We start from the raw sequence: 17,867 nt of genomic DNA on the forward strand, positions 1-17,867 counted from the left end.
TATATGCAGACGTTTTTCACTTCTATAATGCAAGCTATAGGCGTCAGCCCAGGATCTGGCAAGCCCACAAAGAAGGTGAGCAGACAACGCTTATTCTCTGGTCTGCTCTTAAGTAGCGGCATTGGCTGGTTGGCCTATCGCAGGCGCTCATTGAGCGGCAGTGGAGTAGCTGGCGCGATCGCGACTGGCACCACTATCTTTGGTCTGGGTGGCCTGGGCTGGGGGCTTTCCCTTATCTTCTTTTTCGCCTCTTCCAGTCTTTTTTCACATTTTCGAGCCACTGACAAAGAACGTACGGCCGCCGATAAGTTTAGTAAGGGATCGCGGAGGGACCTGGCCCAGGTCGGAGCCAATGGCGGCGTGGCTACGGTCATGGCCATGGGCTACGGTCTGAGCCAGCAACCAGTCCTACGCGCAAGCTTTGAAGCAGGCTTTATCGGCGCCATGGCCACAGCCAATGCCGATACCTGGGCAACAGAACTGGGCGTACTCAGCCAGCATCCTCCACGCTTAATCACGACCGGCCAAACTACGGCACCCGGAACTTCGGGAGGGGTCAGTACGCTGGGAGCAGGCGCGGCCGCTGGCGGAGCTTTCAGTGAAGGACTGGTCTACCAGTTGCTGCAACGCCGTATTTCGCCACTGCTGCCCCTCATCGCCCTGCTGAGTGGATTCGCGGGCAGTCTTTTTGACAGTTTCCTGGGAGCAACAGTACAGGCCATCTACTATTGCCCCCACTGCCAGAAAGAGACCGAGCGCCGTATCCATAGCTGCGGCACACCAACCCACCATCTACGCGGATGGAGTTGGCTGGACAATGACCTGGTCAATCTGCTGGCCACGCTGTTCGGCAGTTTGCTGGCCATCCTGCTTCGCTTACCCTTTTGTATAGGGAAAAACATCAATAAATAGTTCCGGAATTCCATATCTCTCAGTGAAGCATCAGGCGTGCATGATCTGCACTGGGAACATGCCTGCGCATTCACATCTGCGGTGCGCAAAGCTCGTTTTTGTGATGGTGCAACCGGGGCGCACCTTCCCAAAGGTCTTTTTATGGGGGCGCAACCGGGGCGCACCTTCCCAAAGGTCTTTTTATGGGGGCGCCTGCGCTCCCCACGCCCCGAGGTTTATATTTCTGGCACGCCAGAAATATCACACTTTCTAACCGGGCACTAACCGGACGTATGTAATCTGGATTAATAAAGAAGGTACTACACTGTAACAAAGTTAGTTAGGACACGATCATGAATATAGGAAAATCACTGCTCTCACCGCGATGGAAGCCGGGTAAAGCGGCGTGGACGGGCCTCGTAGCAACGGCCGCCTACAGCATCGCCATGGAGGGCGATAAATTTCTCGTCGGCAACCGCTTTAGCGATGTGCGTTTTATCCAGGGGCTCATTGAAGGCGAGAAAAAAATCAAGGGCATCGCCGCCCTCTCGTGGATCATCCATTTTCTAAACGGGGCCGTCCTGGCAGAGATCTATGCCGCCGTGTTCAAGCGTTTCTTACCCGGACCAGACTGGCTGAAAGGCTCCATCTTCGGAGAGATCTTTATCGTGAGCGCATGGTGGCTCACCCCTCTGGCCGATAAATACCATCCACTCATTAAAAATGGCGAACTACCAAAACTTGCCAATTGGACCTCTTTCTGGCAAAATATAGTACGCCATCTGGTGTTTGGACTTACGTTGGGATTATTATATAAAGAGGGAAAATAACAAAAAAACAGGCTGGGAAGATTGCTATACCTTTTCTCAGCCTGTCCTGGCGCCTTTGCTTTAGAGGATTGAGCGTACCCATTTACTGATAAAGGGCAAACGATAATCGGGGCTGAGCCACGCCATTACCATCAACCAGATCCAGAGAATAAACCATGTCCAGACCAGAATGCGTAATAATAAGCCCAGCCCAAAAGAAGTCAGAATGCCCAGGAATGGGATCCACCCAAGCGTGGTATTTAGCATGCTGACGCCAAACATCAGTAACGAGAGTGCGCCAAATGTAATTAAAGATTGTTTCGCGTGCCAGCGTACAGTCTGGTTCTTCTCAACCAGGAGCAGCACAAATCCTGATACCCAGAATAATGAATATGCCAGCACACGCTCAATGCGCTCATTGACTCCAAGCGTCGTCATTCTACGCATTCTTCCAATGCCTCACTGTTCTGAAAAATAGGAACCAATAACCCAGAGCCCATGTCTTTCTGGTAATTATCTCTACAAACGCTATATACGCACAAAGTCTGGAGGCGTTGCAACTTCACTCCCCAAAAAATGATGACCCCCAAAATGTCTATAAATCACAACCCTTTTGTACTAAAGGTAACAGACAAAGCGACCATTTTCTGGTATAAGATCTATAGAAAAATCCTATTGATGCAACCATTTAAGGATATTATGCGTTTCATCATATGGACAAAATTTAGAGCAGATAAGAATTGTATGAGAAAGCTTAAAAATATTGTCGTGCATCTGCGTTTATCCTGAGGTAGGAGAAAAGTAGCGGTCGAAAATCCCGCTACGCATGAAATATGTACATAACATGTACAATAAAGATTGTGCATAATATTTATGAATTCGGCTATACATTAAAGTGTAGTATAAAATTAGTTGCTCGGGCAACAAGAGAACAAGATCAGCAATGATTACTGTGACTGAAGTGTGATATCTGGAGTAGCTACCCGCTATAGCTGACAGTATGCACCTCCATCCACCCACATTTTCAGGGGCCGATGTGACAAATGAAGGGCTTTATGCAAACAGAAATTATACAAACAACCAAAAAAACCGATCGCATGCGACATAGTGTTCGCTATCTTGCCGGGCTCGTCACTGCGCTGGTAGGACTATCGGATATGCTATCAGCGATTGTTCCCCGCTTTAGCTGGAGCTTTTTTCTGGGGGCCTGGCCAATTGTCAATCACCGTGTACCAGCCCAGACATTTACGGTCGTGGTGGGTTTCTTCCTGATCGTGCTCTCTTATGGCCTGGCACGCGGCAAAAAGCATGCGTGGAGCATTACACTTATTCTTCTGTTACTCTCAGCGGTACTCCACGTTCAGCGTAGCGGCTCGGTGCTGGCTACACTGATCGCGCTGGCGCTGACTGCTGCGCTCTATTCACTCAAAGGCTATTTTCACGCCAAAAGTGATCCTCCATCGGCACGGCGGGGTTACGTAGCGCTATGCCTGGGTCTGGGTATCGTGGTCTTCTATGCCATTGGCGGCTTTATCGCCCTGTACGACGATTTCGCCCCCTGGATCGATCGCATCGGTATCCATGGCGTGATCATCCGCATGTTCTCCCATGGCAGCCTGCGCATCCCGCATGCCACGGAAGCCTTCTTCTTCCAGCATGCGCTACCGGTACTTTGCATCAGCGCCATCCTGTATGGTATGGCCCAGATTTTCCGCCCGGTGGCAGCCGTTTTAATCCCGGATACGGCCACACGCGATAAGGTTAATGAAATCGTACGCATCTACGGCACAAACTCTATCAGCTACTTTGCCCTTGGCGAGGATAAATCCTACTTCTTCTCCAACTCAGGGCGCTCGGTGATCAGCTATGTTCTGCAGGGCAGTACAGCTGTCGTCGCGGGCGACCCGATTGGCCCTGAAGATGAGATGCCCGAGGTCATCAAGCAGTTTGTCGCCTTCTGTAACGAGCAGGATTGGTCGATCGTCTTCTGGCAGATCCGCGACCAGGTTGCGGCCCTGTATCGCAGCGCTGGCTTCCGCCTGCTAAAAATCGGAGAAGACGCAGTCATCGATGCGCAAAAGTTTACGCTTAAGGGGGGCGCGATGGCCAATGTGCGCTCCAGTGCCAAGCGCGCGGAAAAAGATGGCCTGCGCGTCATCTTCTATCGCGGTAAGGTCAGCGATCAGGAGCAGCTTCATCAGATGGAGCAGATCTCGCAGCACTGGCTGGCCGAAAAAGGTGGCTCCGAAATGAGCTTCAGCCTGGGTCGCTTTGATGCGCAGGGCGATCCCCAGCAGATCTATGCACTGGCGGTTGATGAACAGAATAAAGTGCACGCCTTTGTGTCATTCATCCCCATTTATGGTCGCCAGGGCTGGGGACTGGACCTGATGCGCCGCGCTGAACAGTGCGCTCCGGGGACGATGGAATTGCTGCTGGCACGCTCCATTGAGCATATGAAAAACCTGGGCGCGCAGATGATCAGCCTGGGCCTGGCCCCCTTGAGCAACGCCAATGAGGATGATGATACCTTCCTGGGTAACAGCATCGACTTCCTGACCGATCGCTTCGGCAATCCCAGTAAGAATCAGTCGCTGTTTAACTTTAAGAAGAAGTTTCAGCCCACGTGGGAGAGCCGCTACCTAGTCTATTCAGATGCCCTGAACCTGCCCAAGATTGGCTGGGCTCTGTATAATGCCCACCAGACCGATGCCTCCTTGATGGGCACCCTCGTCCAGACCATCAACGAGTGGCAGCGCAAACACAACCTGAGCGAAAAAGCGCGCCTCAAAAGCGTTGAAGCAGTAAAAGCGTAAAGAATACAAACATGAGACATCCCAAATTTTAGGGATGAACTTGTGAAAGAAGCGAGCAGTTCTCCATTTTTGAAGGAGAACTGCTCGCTTCTCTTCTCTTGCAGAACAACGTGCTTTCCCCGTTTGGCTCGCTGAAAAGCACCACTGTGCCAAAAAACGGAAAAAGAGAAAGGAGCTGGTCAATCGACTTTCCACTCCCAAAGCATCCCAGCGGCTTCCACAGGGCCTAGGGGTATGCTCTTTTCGCACGCATTCGCATCCTCTGTTGGCAAGACGCGTTGTACCCGATGAACACCGGACACACGCCCACATGGTCAGCCGATGCCGACCAGAGCGTCTCTCGTCACGTGGGGAACCTCCACACCACCTCAGAGCATGATGATCTGGACGCGAGGCTGGGGCCGGGGCCGGCCAGCTACCTCCTCCCAGCGCGCAGGGATCCGTTGCCACAACCGACTCAAGGCCAGGCGCAGCCGTGCAAACGGCTGGTGTGCTTGCCGGGCATGACGGCCTGTGCGATGACAGTAGTGCCGCAACAGCCAGCGGCGTAAGAGTTCGTAAAACGGCGCCAGCAGGCTCAGCAGAAAGGCGTAGGCCAGCGCCGCCAACAGCAGCAGTTTTTCTCGCGGCTCCCACTCCCAGAGCCGCGGGCTTTGGAAGCCCAATTCGCTCTTGTTTTCTTTCCAGGTCAGTTCGATCTGCCAGCGACGCGCATAGGCAAACATGATCCGCCAGGCATCTTCCGCGGTGGTGATGGACTCGGCGGTGAGCAGATACCAGGGCAAGCCACCTTTGCGCCGAGCTACGACCAACCACAAGGGCTGCTCAGGATGGTCGGGGTGCGTCACCGGAAAGGCAAGAATGCTGCCCATGACCCACTGGTGACGACGGCAATCCCACACCCAGCGTTCTTGCCATCCTCGTTTGCCGCGGGTGATTTTCCAGGCTGCACGTCGCTGACCCTGGGCATCCACGAGCTGATAGTCTTTGTTCCAGCGCAGCACAAAGCGCAACGAGAACGCCAGCAACAGACCCAGCCAGAAACTGCTGGCGAAGCCTTGATCAAAGACATGCATCACCTCGCGTCCCCAGAGCAGAACGCCTTGCAGCAACAGTTTGGCTTGCTCATCGCGTTTGAAGGAGGCGCGCGCCCCACGGCTGGTCCACCACCGCATGCTGGCTAGTTCAGGCGGGTCGTCTTGCTGCTCGCTACCGACCAGGACCACGGCCAGCCAATGGAGGCCCGGCACAAAAATGGGGCCACGCGGTGGGGTGTAGTAGCCCTTTTTGATATGGGTGAGTCGCGCCGCTTTACTTGAGCGCACCGGGGCAAGATCATCGGAGGCGATACTTTCTGGTTTCTCCCAGGCGCTCTCATCCCACAGCGCCAGCACATCCCTTCCCATCTGTTTCCACCTTGTGAGGCGCTGGCTGGCTCGATGCCACAGATACGAGCGGATCAGCTCAGCGGACCATTTGCGACAATGCAGCAGCCGAGACAGGCGCTTGGTGCCTGCCGGGGCTTTGTCAGGCGTTTCGAGATAGCCGCCCATTTCCGAGAGGAGCAAGCCATTGACGCGATCACGAAAGGTCAAGATCACTGCGACCGTGTGCAACATCGTGCGCACCAGTCGTTTGTCCATGCGGGTATCAGCTTCCATGAGCAACGGAGCTAGAAACCGAGCGAGAGCGGTGTACAATCCCTGAGCCATCTCGGCAGGGGGATATGGTGGAACTTGTGGCTCCTCAAGCCGTGTGAGATACTGGGATGACATGAACAACACCTCCTGGATTGACTGAATGATGGTTGGTTGCTTTCTTCAGTCTCGCTCAGGAGGTGTCTTTTTACAAGCCCGACCTTAAAATTCGGGATGTCTCATGTTTGTATTCTTTACGCCATTTTGATGGTGTGGTGGCAAATGCTCACATCTGCCACCACACCATCAAACAAGAGAATGGGGACGCCTGCGTTCCCCAAACCTCAAGAGATACTGAGCAAAAAGTCTATATGTTGTCACAGGTAGGGCAACTGCCGTATAATTACAGGGGTATAAGTCCTATTTCTACAAATCAAATTATCCTCAGGAGGCATATTTCATTATGGTGCTTGGTGCGCTCTCGCTCGATCAGGTAACGATCGGAGCTTTCATCGGATTCTTGCTTTCATTGCCGATTGCACTTTTCCTGGTTTACTGGTTGAGTGCGGTGAAGAACCGTACAGCCGTCATTATGGGTGGTCTTGCCGGCGCGTTTATCGCTTTCCTGGTCATTCTGGGCTGGGCCGGTACGCTCTTCTTCTCCCAACCTATCCCTGGCGCCAATGGCGCTTCGGCGTTCTTCGGTGGAGTTCTGCTCTGTTCGGCCGCGGGCCTGGTTGGTGGCATCATCGTTGATCTGATCGTCGCTCGCCGCAATAGTCGCGACTATCGCCGGCAAGTGTCACACGAATAACGGTGACAGGCGATGTTCTATCTTTTACATGGTGAAGATGAATTCACGAGCCGTGAACGCTTAAAACAGCTACGTTCTCAGGGGGACTTTGGTTTTAATCAAGATGTTTATATGGGAAATGATGCGGATATTAAGACCGTCATCATGACCAGCGAGACACTCCCCTTTCTGAGTGAGCAGCGTCTGATCATTATCGACGGCCTGCCAAAGAAGAAGCGTGGTGAAAGTGCTGCGTCTGTAGAAGATACGAATAAGGGCGGTAAGGCGAAGAAAGGCCGCAAGAGCAGCAAAAATGCTGCGGGCCGCGCCGGCTTTGAGAAAGCGCTGACTGAACATGTCGCGACCATGCCAGATTCAACCGTCATGATCCTGCTGCTAGAGGAGGCACTGGATAGTAACAATGCCCTCTTAAAGGCCGCTGAAAAACATGGCAAAGTATTCCAGAGCACGCTTCCCAAGGGAGCTGCCCTGGAGAAATGGATTACTGGTCGGGCCAAAGGTATTGGAGTTAAGATTGCCCCGGAGGCTATTAGCCTGCTGGCAAACTTCATTGGCAACAATTTACGGCTGCTGGCAAATGAACTGGATAAGCTGGCGATGTACGTCGGGGTAGGAGGAACGATTACCATAAACGATGTACGCCAGCTATCCGCCCAGGTGCAGGAGGCGCGCATCTTTGATCTTACCGACGCCCTGGCCCAGCGCAATCGCAAGCAGGCACTCAATATTCTGCACGATCTGCTGGCGGACGGGGAACCTCCCCTCAAGCTGATCAGTACGATTACTTCACAGGTACGCACGCTGCTGCTCGTCAAGGAGCAGGCCCAGAGGGGGATGCGTGGTGGGCAGATCGCCTCGACCCTGGGAATTGCTCCCTTCATCGCCGACAAGGCTCTGCGCCAGGTTGGCAACTTTAACGCACCCCAGTTAGAGAACGCCTATCGGCAGCTCCTCTCTACCGATGCTGCGCTCAAACGCAGCCGCCTCACACCAGAGATGGCCCTGGATCTACTCGTCGTTAACTTTGGCCTCTAAACCGGATCACGACAGCATTTCTGGCAGGCCTGGATTCTTTGAGAGAAAGTTTTTTTCTGTATGCAAGTATCTTCCTTACAACAGCTAATTGCTGAGCGCATCCTGCGCGAGGGTCCCATCTCCTTCGCGGACTATATGCGGATGGCTCTGTATGAGCCTGGCTACGGCTACTATGTGACCGGTGAGGCGAAGATGGGTTGGGAGGGTGATTACTTTACCAGTACCGACGTCGCCGATCTCTTCGCCCATTGTATGGGCCGCCAGGTGAAGAAGATGTGGGAACAACTGGGGCAACCAGCCAGACTGGGTGTCCTTGAGCAGGGCGCTGGCCGTGGAGATCTGGCACAACAGTTACAGCAGTGGGCCACCACGTATGAGCCTGCATTGATGGCCGCCCTGGATTATCGCCAGACAGACATTAAGACCGGTCAGGATGCCCTGGTAACTGTAGATGACGATACATTTACCCCGGCCATCATCCTCTCAAACGAACTGGTTGACGCCTTTCCAGTCTATGTAGTCGAGAAACAGGGAGATACGCTTTACGAGGTCGCCGTCACCATCGCGAATGGACGCCTGGCAGAGACGCTTGTTGAGATGGACAGCAACACGCTGATCGACTATCTGGAGAGCTTCAAAGTTCCCTGGCACACCTTTCCGGATGGCTGGCGAGCAGAAATTAACCTGGATGCCCTTGTCTGGATGGAACGCACCTGCCAGATCCTCGCGGGCCCCAATCTTCAACGTAAGCGCCACGGCTTTATCCTGGCTATCGACTATGGGGATGTCGCCGGGAAGCTGTACAGCATTGAGCGCCGCCACGGAACCTTGAGCAGCTACTACAAACACCAGCTAACCGATCGTCCTCTGGTACGGCCAGGTGAGCAGGATATCACAGCTCATGTCAATTTCACGGCCCTGATACAGGTAGGGCGCCAGCAAGGGCTGCGCCTGCACTCCCTGACCACGCAGGGACAATGGCTACGCGACAATGGCATCGACGACGAGCTTGACCAGATACGCCAGCGCGACTTTGGCGCCATCGATACCGATCGGGCCAGCAACCAGGGGCAGACCGCTCTCCTCCAATGGTACAATCTGCGCCAGCGGGTCTCGGCGCTGACCGATCCCATGGGCATGGGCAACTTCAAGGTCCTGATCATGAAGCGCTAAGCCTGTCTTTCCGCGTACCTGACACGCTTTACCCGTTTTCTGCCACCGTATAATCCTGTTTCTAGCAATGGTACATCAGAAAAGACAACCATAAAGGAGAGGGATAATGCTGCGTAAAAGAAGCAAGCCAGGACCCGGCCAGGAGTCAGTCTGGGACTATCCACGACCACCAAGGCTGGAAGATAGCTCAAAGTTGATTGAGGTAGTATTTAACGGCGTGGTGATCGCCAGGAGCCAGCGCGCCAAACGCATATTAGAGACCAGCCATCCGCCTGTGTACTATATTCCACCCGAGGATATCAAGATGGAATATTTTACACCCACCGACCGGCATTCTTACTGCGAATGGAAGGGCATGGCCTCTTACTACACCATCACGGTGAAGGACAGGTCGGTGCCCAATGGTGCCTGGTATTATCCACAGCCTACCGCTGGCTATGAAGGGATCGCCGGCTATATCGCCATCTATCCCTCCCACATGGATGCCTGTTACGTCGACGGCGAACAGGTGCAGGCCCAGGAGGGCGACTTCTACGGCGGTTGGATCACCCATGACATTGTGGGTCCATTCAAAGGTGGCAGAGGCTCGGCCGGCTGGTAGTGCCTCTGCCACAAACTCAACAAAAACTTCCTCCATTCCTGCATCGTGTATCCAATAGATATTGGAAAAAATATGCGCGGCAAACATGAGGAAAAGGAGTGAAAATGAATACGAGCGATACACCTACAGATGTTGTGCGCAATTTGATGAGTGCCCTGGACGATAATAATCTGGATACCGCTGCCACCTACCTGGCCGATGACTTTCAATTCAGTGGCTGGACCCCCAAACCGCTGGATAAAATTGGCTTTCTGGGCATGTTCAAGGACATTAAAGAGGGCATACCGGGCCTTTTATTTAACCTGCACAATGTGCTTGAGCAATCAGAGAACAGGGTCACCGGAACCATCCAGATCAAGGGCTATCAGACCGATAGCTTCATCATTCCCATGCTGGGTACGCCCCCTATCCCCCAGACCGCGAACAGCGTATCACTACCCACAGAAGATGTTACCTATCAACTCAACGATTCGGGCGTCGTAGCCATGATAGTGCAGCATACCTCTGGCGGTGGCATCACAGGTTTATTAAGGCAGTTGGGCATCGATCTGCCTATCGTACAATAAGTACAATAAGCCTATGTTTCGTGCCTTCGGCCCCTGACACTACGCGCCTGCGGCGCTCAAAAAATATTAGAGAGTATGGCGGGAAGCCTCCTGAAACGCGCAGTTGCGCGTTTCAGGAGGCTTCCCGCCATACTCTCTAATAAATGATTGGGGGCGTCAGCGCCCCCAGGTTGGCTAACATCATATTGATACCTATAAGTACAGAAAGTTGAGGATGGGGAAAAATTACGGTAAAAAAGAACGTATACCTCTTGCCGAGTCTCCGCCACAGGACTCGCGTGCTGCCACAATCAATGCCGCAAGAGGTATCCCCCCTTTTCTTTTCGCCAGTCTTAGAGCGACGATCTCACGGGTCGTCCCTTCTCCGCTATACGGGCATTCTCATTATGATATTGACGACCGCGCCAGTCTACCCCACGCTTTGTTATGACGCGCCACATCGATTGTCCCAGTATCCCTGAGAAGATGGCGCCCGCCAGTGGCTGGGTAAAGGCATAGTACCAGGGAACGTTCAGCTGGCGATTAAGCCATGTGCGATAGGAGATCAGCGGTGCCAGCTCAATCCCCGTAGCCAGGGCAGCCTCGCGCGCTGAGATACCCTTCGAGCGTGGGCTATGGGAAAGACGAGCCAGCAATGGCAATAAGAAAGGCACAATCGAAATCATAGGCAGGCCAAACAACTGGACCAGCACAAATAGCAATCCCCCACGATTGCCCAGATACGCATTCTTGCGCCATCCACGCCAGATATCACCCAGGCTATGATACATATGCACGTGCACCAGCCCAAGGCTATCGACAAAGCGCAGACTGTAGTGATGAGACTTGACCAGGTGGGCCAGGTCGCGATCATCCAGCAGGGTCGCGCGCATCTCGGGACGTCCATAGCCCCCCAGATCTTGATATACCTGGCGACGGATCAAAATGTATTGTCCATTCGCGACCGCGAGCGGGCTTTGGGGATCATTGACGAAGCGTGGAGGGTAGAGCATGCTGATGCCAAGATACGCCATAGGCATCAGGACGCGATCCCAGAAAGACGGAAGCTCCTGTTCAGCCCCCAGGGTAAAAAGGTCGGACCGTTCAGAGATAGCCTGGGTAATAGCTGAGCGTAAGGCATTTGGAGCATGCCATGTATCGGCATCTGTAAAGAGAAACCAATCCCCCTTCGCCTCCTGTACGCCACTATGGATAGCGTGTGGCTTGCCCGCCCAACCCTCAGGCAGTTCGTCGCGCAGGCGCAGCACCCACAGTTTCTGACCGTTGACATGGCTGCGCGCCAGTTCGTCCAGCATAGCACCCGTGCGATCAATTGAACCATCATCCACCACGATCACTTCATAATTCTCATAATCCTGCTCCAACAACGACTGCACGCAGCGCTGAATATTGCGTTCCTCATTGCGGGCTGGCACAATAATTGAGACCAGCGGCACCCGCTCAGCCTCATTGGATACCGATCTTCCCTTAGAACCAGTCGCCACCCGCGCTGGCAACACATGCAAACGGTCTTCTTTGCGTGGCGAGGTGCGCCACCAGAGGATAGAATAAAAACCAACGACACCAATCACATGCGACCACAACACAAAGCGCGACCAGGATTGCCACCAATATGTATTTTTCATTTTTTTCACTCTTCATTACGTTATGAAAAAATTTATGTTCACCTACTATCAAAAAACGGCCGGCCCACCCATTCACAACCTCATATCAACATTTTCACAGGAGAATGGTACTCCCGCCAGGACCTTACATGGGATACTCTGTATCACGTGGATAAGCCTCACATATATACACAGCAGTAAAAATAGCGTTCGCTGCTTGCGAGCTTGATATAGCTGGTGTACAATCATAAACAACCTATGATACGTTGTAGCACAACGGCAAAGTGCTTTATACACACGCGCAATTTCTGTACACGATCACGGCAAGAGACATCGGTCGTAAAGGTCGAATCTATCTATAAAGAGAGCATATGCAACAAAGACAATGGCTTTTTATACCAATAGCATTACTCTTGAGTTTTCTGGCTTATTTCGGCAGCATGCTGGTCATACCGCCTCCCATAGCGCAGGCTCATGCATATGTTATTGGTTCAGACCCGGTTGATGGATCAACCGTTGGTAAGGTACCGAGTGAGGTACATATCTTTTTCAATGCTCCGATCAGCTCGATCAGCAATGCTCGCATCTACTCGATTCAACATGGAGATCTGGTAGAGGTCAGCGCAGGTGCCAGTCGCGTACCAGCCTCCAATTCGCAAGAGCTAATCACATCGATTAAGACGCCCGATACCCAGCCTGAGGGTAGCTATGAGGTAATGTGGACAGCGGTAGCCAATAACGACGGCAATACAACGTATGGCATCATTGGTTTTGATGTTGGATTTTCAGGTACCGGCGTAGATGGAACCACTGTACTTGGCCCAACCAGTAGCAATAACCTGGAAGGCATCCACAAATTAGACACCACCGCCATTCTATCTATCGTCTGGGAATGGATAACCACTGCTGCGCTGACATTCTGGATCGGCCTGCTTGTCGTCGAGCAGTTCATCCTGACAGATAAGCGTACATTCAGCATCCTGACCCATGCCCGCAAGCACAGTTACGCGCTTGAATGGATATGTCTCCTGGCGCTACTCTGTGGTGAGATTATCGAGCTGATTCTACGCATGGTGCGCCTGGCTCAGACACTCCCTGCACTGAATATACCGCTACTCGTCAACATTATTCCTGATACCACGTATGGCTTCATCTGGATCCTGCGTATCCTTCTCATCATGATTGCCATGGTCTTTCTCTACGTCAGCCATCGCCGTCAACCGACACCCGCCATTGAGCCGGAACCTGAACCGGAGCCAATCACCAATTTTGAGCGCCTTTCAACACAGGATGCCGTAGCGGTCAGCCCGAGTAAGACTCAGGAGGCGGTTGAGAAACGAACAGTCGAACCGGCGATACCACCACGGCGTCAAACCGCGATCTGGCTGACCCTGGCCGGCCTGATTGCCCTGACGTTTGTGCTTACCAGCTCGATTGTTCAGGTCCTCAACCCATTCGTGAGCGCCATCGTTTTTGACTGGCTGCACTGGTTCTCACAAGGCATATGGATAGGAGGCTTTGCCTATCTGGCCTATGTACTTCTGCCGCTGCTCAGCGGGGCTGAATTAGAATACAACACCGAAACTCTGACCTTTCTCCTGCGCCGTCTGACGCCGCTCTTAATCGCGGGCATGGCTATTCAACTGGTCAGCGGGCTCTTCTTAAGTGAGGCCAGCATTCAAGATGCGCAGCAATTGATCACTGATCCATTTGGACGCACACTACTGGTCCAGATTCTACTAACCCTGTTCGCCGTGCTCCTGAGTATCTATGCGCTCTATATCATTCGACCGAAACTGACCCACCAGGCCCTGTTGCTGCCAGTCGTTAAAGCGGATCTGCCCGCCAGACGTACACGTCAGTCTGAGATCAGCGGAACGCAGCGCCTCCTCAAGCTATCCGCGAAGACAATAACCTTCTGTGGAGCGATCATCTTGCTGTGCTTTGCGCTCAAATCGTTTTTTGCGCCACCGATCGATTTTCCCGATGTGAAGTATAATAACCCGGGTCTCACACAGGGAAACACCACCATCAATGCACAAACGCGCCAGATGGGAGATCTGACAGTCACCTTACAGGTTCTTCCGGGGCGCATAGGCTACGAGCATACCGTGATCGTGCTGATTACCGATAACAGAGGCAAGCCCGTCACCAATGCCCAGGTCAATCTGACCACCAATATGCAGCTCATGGATATGGGCGAGGCCCACGCCAGCCTGCAACAGGGGAATCCGGTCTATATAGCCACCTTCGATAAGCGCGCCGCATTCAGCATGGCAGGCCTATGGAATATTAAAGTAGAGATTCAAAGGACAGGTCAGAAAAATCTGACCGATACCTTTAAAATTACCCTGACGGCCTAGCGGGGTGGGGAACGCATGCGTCCCCATTCTTTATTTTCGTGGTGGTGCGTCGGCGCCGCCGACGCACCACCACGAAAACCACTGCGGTCACGTAGACGGATGCCTGAGCTCCCGCGCCAACGGCGCTCATCACCCCTATTCATTGATAGTGCAACAGGGCACATCAGCGCCGCCGATGCACCACCACGAAAACCACTGCGGTCACGTAGACGGATGCCTGGGCATCCGCGCCAACGGCGCTCATCATCCCCATTCATTAATAGTGCAACAGGGGCGCGGATGCGCCCCTGTTGCACTATCTAAAAACCACTGCGGCCGCGGATGCGGACGCCTGTGCGGAGGCGCTCACGCTTGCCAGCAAGAGAAAAAAGTCTGACGCTCCGCCGGAGGCGATGTTATGAGCTCAGGAGGAAGGTGGAGGCGTGCCGCCAGCCGCATCTTCAGTGCGATATTCTTGAGCTAGCTCGGCATAATGACGGGCACTCAGAGACAGGGCGGTAATCTCATTTTCATTCAGGCTGCGTACAACGCGCGCGGGTGTGCCCAGCGCCAGAACGCGCTCAGGGATATGCTTCCCCTCGCTGACCAGGGCACTGGCCCCGATAACCGTCTCATTATCAATGCGCGCATGCGATAGTACCACAGCTTGCATACCAACCAGCACACGCGCTCCCAGTGTAGCGCCGTGCACCACCGCGTTATGGCCGATGGTGCACTCTTCACCGATCTCCAGCGGGGCGCCCGCGTCTACATGCAGCGTACAGTTATCCTGAATATTGCTATGGCGGCCAACCACGATCCGGTCGCTATCACCACGCAAGACCGCATTATACCAGATGCTGACACCCTCTTCGAGCACCACATTGCCAATCACCATAGCGCCTGGAGCGATAAAAACGTCTTTTCCAATCTTCGGCCAGACTCCACGATAGGGCAAAACAGGCATAGTCAGTTTCTCCTCATCGATCATTTCTTATGTTTTTTGAGAGGAAGTGCAGAACCGGTGCGGAGCACCGGTTCTGCACTTCCTCTCAAAAAACGGTGTCTTTAACGCAAGGCGTTTGTTACGACAAACATCAAGTTCGCGGGACGTTCGGCCATACGACGCATGAGATAGGGATACCAATGCGAACCATAGGGGACGTAGACGCGCACATTGTATCCCTGCTTGACTAATTTATCCTGGAGGTCACGGCGGATACCGTATAACATCTGAAATTCAAAGGAAGATTTGCTGATGCCGTGATCGCGCACGAAGCGACAGGCATCATCAATGATGGCCTCGTCGTGCGAGGCGATGGCGGGAAAATTGCCACGCGCCAGCAGAATATGCATCAGTTCTACGTAATTGCGGTCGACATCGGCCTTCTCTTGATAGGCCACGCTTTGTGACTCTTGATAGGCCCCTTTGACCAGGCGTATCCGTGTACCCTGATCGACCAGTTTTATGATATCGTCATGGCTGCGATAGAGATAGGATTGAATGACCGTGCCGACCAGTTCATAGCGCTCGCGAGCCCGGCTGGCCAGAGCGACTGTCTGCTCTGTATATGCCGAACCTTCCATATCAATGCACACAAAAACGTTGTGCTCGCGACCACTCTCTAAAATGGTGTTGAGATACTCCTCACACAATTGGGGAGAGATGTCCAGTCCCAGTGCCGTTAGCTTGATAGAGATATTCGCATCGATCTGGGTCCTGGCAATCAGTTCAATGGCATTCACGTAATCTCGCATCGCTTCCGCGGCCTCTTCTTTGATGGCCACGTTTTCACCTAACAGATCCAGCGCTACTTGAATTCCACGATCATTAAGGGCGCGTGTCGCGCGTAAAGCATCCTCTAATACTTCGCCTGCGACAAAGCGACGCGAAACATTGCGGGTGAGCTTATTCTGCACAACAAAGTCGCGTAAGCGTGGATTCTGAGCGAGGTAGAGTAAGGTATCTTTGAGCATCTTTGACATCCTTTCAGCGAGGAGAAGCAAAGAATGAATGATGAGCGGTTGGCTAGACCGCAAAAATCATTCCTGTCACCAGCTGCAAAATTTATTTGCTCTACCTATCATAGCACAAGGAAGCGGGGTGTTTGCCAGATGTGATGAAAGACAGTACGAGCTTACCAACGCATGGCTAAACGGATCAGGCGATCCCACACCACATCAGGCAAGAAGCGGCGCAGGAGCATGAGTAACGCGGCGTTAAAGGGGACACTGTAGCGCGCGCGCGGATGGGAACTGTCGAGGATGCGCACAACTGTGTCGGAGAACTTCTGTATTGGGAAGCCGCTCTGGCTGGATTGGGTAGCAGACTTCTCGGCCATCGTTAGCAAACGGGCATAGGGGCTCGAATCTCTGGCGTCACCGAGACGCTCGAACGAACGTTGCAGGCTGGTCATCCAGATGCTGGTAGGGCTTGAGGCCGGCTCAATCAGGCTGACGCGCACGCCAAAGGGGGCTAATTCCAGCCGTAGAGCATCGCACAATCCCTCCAGCGCATACTTGCTGGCGGAATAGACGCCCGTGACCGGGACCGAGATGCGACCGGAGATGCTGCTGACAAATATGATCTTGCCCCTGGCGGCCTTGAGTAGGGGCAGAAATAGTTGTGTCACACCGACATGCGCGAATACATTGATCTCAAACTGGGCACGGATATCTTCCAGGGGCATAAGCTCAATGGGACCACCATAGGCGGTGCCGGCATTGTTCAACAGGGCATCCAGGTGAGGTGCCTCGCCGCGAGCCGCCGGCTGTTCGGCCTGTAAGATAACCTTCACCTCGTCGCGCAACTTTTCCACCTGCTCTGCCTGAGTAATATCACAGAGCAGGGGCGTAATGTTGTAGTCGCAATGCTTTCTCTCCGCCTCCTCCAACAGACTGGCGCTATCCGCCTCTTTTCGCACGGTCGCCAAAACATGCCAGCCGCGACACGCGAGATCCAGGGCCGTGCAACGCCCAAAACCACTGGAACAACCAGTAATGAGAATGGTCTTTCTTGCCATATCTGTTAACCGTCTCCTTGTCCGATACGACTCCATAGCCCCAGGCGTACAAGCTCGTTACGTGCCTCAAAGCCAAACAAGAGCGGATCTATCTCTCGCCCATGCCGAATTACCAGGCCACGCAACATCTCGATCAACTCCGCTTTACAGGCTACGTCACGCTCAAAAGGGATATGCTGAGCTAACTGTTCGATCGCTTGCCTGTTATACCATTGTTCCTGCGTCTCAGCCATAGAATGAAAGACACACCCTTCCAACTATACACATCGGCAGCCTTCAGACGCATTGACATACGTACTGAAGCGGCGTGAGGGCTGTATAGTAAATTACACTGGACAAACGCCTGCTATGGAACCATGGTAACACCTGGCAAAGAATACGTGCAAGTGAAGGATCTTCGCCAGGTCATTTTGTGGTATACCATGAAACAAAATGGAGATATGCGGATTATATATAGCCATTTTGCCCTAAAGGAAGCCGCAAAACTTGATCGAACAGGGAGTTCAATGTTACTGTGATGTAGTATTAAATTGTGTTGATAATAGTAGACATAAGC

Annotated in this window: 16 protein-coding genes; 9 read left to right on the top strand and 7 right to left on the bottom strand. The window is 53.1% G+C overall.

Annotated features, from left to right (window positions below):
• The first annotated feature begins 75 nt into the window (after window positions 1–75).
• Both KTT_RS07455 and KTT_RS07460 read left to right on the top strand, forming a co-directional pair.
• Window positions 76–912, top strand: a complete 837-nt coding sequence (locus KTT_RS07455; RefSeq protein ID WP_218030854.1) for a DUF92 domain-containing protein — start codon at window positions 76–78, stop codon at window positions 910–912.
• Between the two features lie 332 nt (window positions 913–1,244).
• Window positions 1,245–1,721, top strand: a complete 477-nt coding sequence (locus KTT_RS07460; protein WP_126595377.1) for a DUF6789 family protein — start codon at window positions 1,245–1,247, stop codon at window positions 1,719–1,721.
• 60 nt (window positions 1,722–1,781) lie between these two features.
• Here the strand turns inward: KTT_RS07460 and KTT_RS07465 are convergent, their stop codons facing one another.
• Window positions 1,782–2,138, bottom strand: a complete 357-nt coding sequence (locus tag KTT_RS07465; RefSeq protein ID WP_218030855.1) for a DUF4870 domain-containing protein — start codon at window positions 2,136–2,138, stop codon at window positions 1,782–1,784.
• 617 nt (window positions 2,139–2,755) lie between these two features.
• Here KTT_RS07465 and KTT_RS07470 point away from each other — a divergent pair.
• Entirely contained in the window at window positions 2,756–4,516 is a 1,761-nt protein-coding gene (locus KTT_RS07470; RefSeq protein ID WP_160145714.1) for a bifunctional lysylphosphatidylglycerol flippase/synthetase MprF, read from the top strand.
• A 368-nt stretch (window positions 4,517–4,884) separates the two neighbouring features.
• On the opposite strand, the gene KTT_RS07475 is transcribed toward KTT_RS07470, so the two are convergent.
• On the bottom strand, window positions 4,885–6,291 hold the full coding sequence (locus KTT_RS07475; protein WP_126594945.1) for a hypothetical protein: 1,407 nt from the start codon (window positions 6,289–6,291) through the stop codon (window positions 4,885–4,887).
• Between the two features lie 325 nt (window positions 6,292–6,616).
• Here KTT_RS07475 and KTT_RS07480 point away from each other — a divergent pair, with 325 nt between their 5' ends.
• The 5 genes from KTT_RS07480 (at window position 6,617) to KTT_RS07500 (ending at window position 10,342) form a co-directional block, all read left to right on the top strand.
• A complete protein-coding gene (locus tag KTT_RS07480) occupies window positions 6,617–6,967 on the top strand; it encodes a PTS sucrose transporter subunit IIBC (RefSeq protein ID WP_126595380.1) in 351 nt (116 codons plus the stop codon).
• A gap of 12 nt (window positions 6,968–6,979) precedes the next feature.
• Window positions 6,980–8,002 (top strand): DNA polymerase III subunit delta, encoded by a 1,023-nt coding sequence (gene holA / locus KTT_RS07485; protein WP_126595381.1) that lies wholly within the window; start codon window positions 6,980–6,982, stop codon window positions 8,000–8,002.
• Between the two features lie 60 nt (window positions 8,003–8,062).
• Entirely contained in the window at window positions 8,063–9,175 is a 1,113-nt protein-coding gene (locus tag KTT_RS07490) for a class I SAM-dependent methyltransferase (RefSeq protein WP_126595382.1), read from the top strand.
• Between the two features lie 106 nt (window positions 9,176–9,281).
• Complete coding sequence (locus tag KTT_RS07495) at window positions 9,282–9,776, top strand: DUF427 domain-containing protein (protein ID WP_126595383.1); 495 nt, start codon at window positions 9,282–9,284, stop codon at window positions 9,774–9,776.
• A 104-nt stretch (window positions 9,777–9,880) separates the two neighbouring features.
• A complete protein-coding gene (locus tag KTT_RS07500; RefSeq protein ID WP_126595384.1) occupies window positions 9,881–10,342 on the top strand; it encodes a nuclear transport factor 2 family protein in 462 nt (153 codons plus the stop codon).
• 332 nt (window positions 10,343–10,674) lie between these two features.
• On the opposite strand, the gene KTT_RS07505 is transcribed toward KTT_RS07500, so the two are convergent.
• Window positions 10,675–11,967: a glycosyltransferase gene (locus KTT_RS07505; RefSeq protein WP_126595385.1), complete on the bottom strand. Its 1,293-nt coding sequence runs from the start codon at window positions 11,965–11,967 to the stop codon at window positions 10,675–10,677.
• A gap of 350 nt (window positions 11,968–12,317) precedes the next feature.
• On the opposite strand from KTT_RS07505, the gene KTT_RS07510 reads away from it, so the two are divergent.
• Entirely contained in the window at window positions 12,318–14,309 is a 1,992-nt protein-coding gene (locus KTT_RS07510; RefSeq protein ID WP_126595386.1) for a copper resistance CopC/CopD family protein, read from the top strand.
• A 403-nt stretch (window positions 14,310–14,712) separates the two neighbouring features.
• Here KTT_RS07510 and KTT_RS07515 read toward each other — a convergent pair whose 3' ends face one another.
• The 4 genes from KTT_RS07515 to KTT_RS07530 all read right to left on the bottom strand — a co-directional run bounded on the left by KTT_RS07515 (window position 14,713) and on the right by KTT_RS07530 (window position 17,544).
• Entirely contained in the window at window positions 14,713–15,255 is a 543-nt protein-coding gene (locus KTT_RS07515; RefSeq protein WP_126595387.1) for a gamma carbonic anhydrase family protein, read from the bottom strand.
• Window positions 15,256–15,356: 101 nt separating this feature from the next.
• Window positions 15,357–16,265: a proline dehydrogenase family protein gene (locus KTT_RS07520; protein ID WP_126595388.1), complete on the bottom strand. Its 909-nt coding sequence runs from the start codon at window positions 16,263–16,265 to the stop codon at window positions 15,357–15,359.
• A gap of 161 nt (window positions 16,266–16,426) precedes the next feature.
• Window positions 16,427–17,311, bottom strand: a complete 885-nt coding sequence (locus KTT_RS07525; protein ID WP_160145715.1) for an SDR family NAD(P)-dependent oxidoreductase — start codon at window positions 17,309–17,311, stop codon at window positions 16,427–16,429.
• Between the two features lie 5 nt (window positions 17,312–17,316).
• Window positions 17,317–17,544: a hypothetical protein gene (locus KTT_RS07530; RefSeq protein ID WP_126595390.1), complete on the bottom strand. Its 228-nt coding sequence runs from the start codon at window positions 17,542–17,544 to the stop codon at window positions 17,317–17,319.
• Window positions 17,545–17,867 lie beyond the last annotated feature (323 nt).

The organism is Dictyobacter aurantiacus (assembly GCF_003967515.1).
GTDB classification, from domain to species: Bacteria; Chloroflexota; Ktedonobacteria; order Ktedonobacterales; family Ktedonobacteraceae; genus Dictyobacter; species Dictyobacter aurantiacus.

What these genes read in the sequence shown, in the direction of transcription:
- KTT_RS07460 (WP_126595377.1), top strand. Translation starts at nt 1,245, where the DNA reads ATGAATATAGGAAAATCACTGCTCTCACCGCGATGGAAGCCGGGTAAA.
- KTT_RS07465 (WP_218030855.1), bottom strand. Translation starts at nt 2,138, where the DNA reads ATGACGACGCTTGGAGTCAATGAGCGCATTGAGCGTGTGCTGGCATAT.
- KTT_RS07470 (WP_160145714.1), top strand. Translation starts at nt 2,756, where the DNA reads ATGCAAACAGAAATTATACAAACAACCAAAAAAACCGATCGCATGCGA.
- KTT_RS07475 (WP_126594945.1), bottom strand. Translation starts at nt 6,291, where the DNA reads ATGTCATCCCAGTATCTCACACGGCTTGAGGAGCCACAAGTTCCACCA.
- KTT_RS07480 (WP_126595380.1), top strand. Translation starts at nt 6,617, where the DNA reads ATGGTGCTTGGTGCGCTCTCGCTCGATCAGGTAACGATCGGAGCTTTC.
- holA (WP_126595381.1), top strand. Translation starts at nt 6,980, where the DNA reads ATGTTCTATCTTTTACATGGTGAAGATGAATTCACGAGCCGTGAACGC.
- KTT_RS07490 (WP_126595382.1), top strand. Translation starts at nt 8,063, where the DNA reads ATGCAAGTATCTTCCTTACAACAGCTAATTGCTGAGCGCATCCTGCGC.
- KTT_RS07495 (WP_126595383.1), top strand. Translation starts at nt 9,282, where the DNA reads ATGCTGCGTAAAAGAAGCAAGCCAGGACCCGGCCAGGAGTCAGTCTGG.
- KTT_RS07500 (WP_126595384.1), top strand. Translation starts at nt 9,881, where the DNA reads ATGAATACGAGCGATACACCTACAGATGTTGTGCGCAATTTGATGAGT.
- KTT_RS07505 (WP_126595385.1), bottom strand. Translation starts at nt 11,967, where the DNA reads ATGAAAAATACATATTGGTGGCAATCCTGGTCGCGCTTTGTGTTGTGG.
- KTT_RS07510 (WP_126595386.1), top strand. Translation starts at nt 12,318, where the DNA reads ATGCAACAAAGACAATGGCTTTTTATACCAATAGCATTACTCTTGAGT.
- KTT_RS07515 (WP_126595387.1), bottom strand. Translation starts at nt 15,255, where the DNA reads ATGCCTGTTTTGCCCTATCGTGGAGTCTGGCCGAAGATTGGAAAAGAC.
- KTT_RS07520 (WP_126595388.1), bottom strand. Translation starts at nt 16,265, where the DNA reads ATGCTCAAAGATACCTTACTCTACCTCGCTCAGAATCCACGCTTACGC.
- KTT_RS07525 (WP_160145715.1), bottom strand. Translation starts at nt 17,311, where the DNA reads ATGGCAAGAAAGACCATTCTCATTACTGGTTGTTCCAGTGGTTTTGGG.
- KTT_RS07530 (WP_126595390.1), bottom strand. Translation starts at nt 17,544, where the DNA reads ATGGCTGAGACGCAGGAACAATGGTATAACAGGCAAGCGATCGAACAG.